The sequence below is a fragment of the Falsiporphyromonas endometrii genome (assembly GCF_042654485.1).
Lineage (GTDB): Bacteria > Bacteroidota > Bacteroidia > Bacteroidales > Porphyromonadaceae > Porphyromonas > Porphyromonas endometrii.
The window spans coordinates 1-2,042 of sequence record NZ_JBHSGO010000013.1; the positions used below are offsets into that span (position 1 = coordinate 1).

Sequence of the window (2,042 nt, forward strand, 5' to 3'; positions counted from 1 at the left end):
CGAGAAAACTCTGTACGATGTACAGCCAAGTCCACAAGACAAATAATGCCGTTTAGTTAGGCGTGATGACAAGAGGTAGGGGATTCAATCTTGTAAGTGTCACAATAGTTTTTATCGGACAGCAATATTTACATATATATAAATTTTCAAGTCTTATATTTACAAATATACAGAATTCAATAATCCGGATGAGAATACAAAGAAGTTGAGTTAAGTACCTCTTCAAATTATCAAAACGTCAGATCTAATGAAAATCTTTTATGCTTGATTTCCCTATCAACAAATTTAGGTTATCCAAAAATGTCTTTAAAATACTTTGAAGAGCAATAGGTGTCATTGCGAAAGAAAATACTTTTTAGTATCTTAGTCACTAATTAATAATAAAAACCATGGAGATAAGCATATTACTTACCATCTTTTTGATCATCATTTTGCTTGGCAGATTATTCTTCCAAGGAGGTAAGATATATCTTATCGGAGAGGACCAAATCATCGTCTCCTCAAGCATTGGTTTCGACAGCAAGAACCGTCTTTTTCAGCAGGTTGTGAAGTCCGCTGTGAAAGGCTCTCATTTATTAAACATTGTTATCTTGACTGACTTCCAAAAAGCTACTCAAACAACACTGATTCAACCACAAATTTATAAATTCGAGGGTTAGGGTCACCTGACCTTCCTAACGACTTTGTCCGTTTTATTAGTACGAAACGGGCTTTTTTATGCGCTATTTTAACAAATAAGGTCGCGCAAGAAGCAATCCGTTCTCGCGCGACTTTAGATCTGATCTCGCGCGACCTTGACATGTAAAGTCGCGCTACTTCGGGTGCAACCTCGCGCGAGGATAGGTTGAAGGTAGCGCGAGAATGGATTGCAAGTCGCGCGACCTTCCCCAAAAAGTGACCTGAAGTGTGTTTTTAAGCCGCCAATTTGTCCACAAAAAGTAGGATATACATATATTAACATTTAGATAGGACGGTTTCGTCCTATCACTCCTGGATTTTTTGAAGAGTGAGCCTTTTTCAGGTCGAATACTTACTGTTATTTAGGCTAAGAAAGGCTTAATAGATTTATATTATTTATATAAATAAGATGTGATTTTAACAAATATCTATGGTTATATTGTAGATTTCAAAAAACCTAAAAGGGAAAATATTGACTTGATTTATCTCAAAAAAGCATCAATCAAACAACAATGTAATGTGTATTAGAAGTAATAATTTAAAGCGAAAGTGGCGGTAAAACTTCTATGTAATGGGAGCATATATTCGAAGAAAGTTTATGACAACGAAGTGATAACATTTCAATATACAAGGTAGTCATAGAGAGACTTGGAAGAATGGGCATAGGACAAGGCGACAAGACTTCGATGTGATGGGAGCATACTGACGTATGTGACCGAACTCGAATGTTGCAGGCAACGAAGTAATATGATTTCAATATACAAGGCAGTCAAAGAGAGACTTGGAAGAATGGGCATAGGACAAGGCGACAAGACTTCGATGTGATGGGAGCATACTGACGTATGTGACCGAACTCGAATGTCGCAGGCAACGAAGTAATATGATTTCAATATACAAGTCAGTCATAGAGAGACTTGGAAGAATGGGCATAGGACAAGGCAGCAAGACTTCGATGTGATGGGAGCATACTGACGTATGTGACCGAACTCGAATGTCTCAAACAACGAAGTAATATGATTTCAATATACAAGTCAGTCATAGAGAGACTTGGAAGAATGGGCATAGGACAAGGCGACAAGACTTCGATGTGATGGGAGCATACAAACGTATGTGACCGAACTCGAATGTCTCAAACAACGAAGTGATAACATTTCAATGTACAAGGCAGTCATAGAGAGACTTGGAAGAATGGGCATAGGACAAGGCGACAAGACTTCGATGTGATGGGAGCATACAAACGTATGTGACCGAACTCGAATGTCTCAAACAACGAAGTAATATGATTTCAATATACAAGTCAGTCATAGAGAGACTTGGAAGAATGGGCATAGGACAAGGCGACAAGACTTCGATGTGATGGGAGC

At 38.3% G+C, this 2,042-nt stretch carries 2 protein-coding genes; one reads left to right on the top strand and one right to left on the bottom strand.

Annotated elements, in window-relative coordinates; all coding sequences use genetic code 11:
* Positions 1 to 389: 389 nt before the first annotated feature.
* Entirely contained in the window at positions 390 to 659 is a 270-nt protein-coding gene (locus tag ACFO3G_RS00940; protein ID WP_380077119.1) for a hypothetical protein, read from the top strand.
* A 1,171-nt stretch (positions 660 to 1,830) separates the two neighbouring features.
* Here the strand turns inward: ACFO3G_RS00940 and ACFO3G_RS00945 are convergent.
* The coding region (locus tag ACFO3G_RS00945; protein ID WP_380077121.1) for a hypothetical protein at positions 1,831 to 2,042 on the bottom strand (212 nt) is incomplete at its 5' end.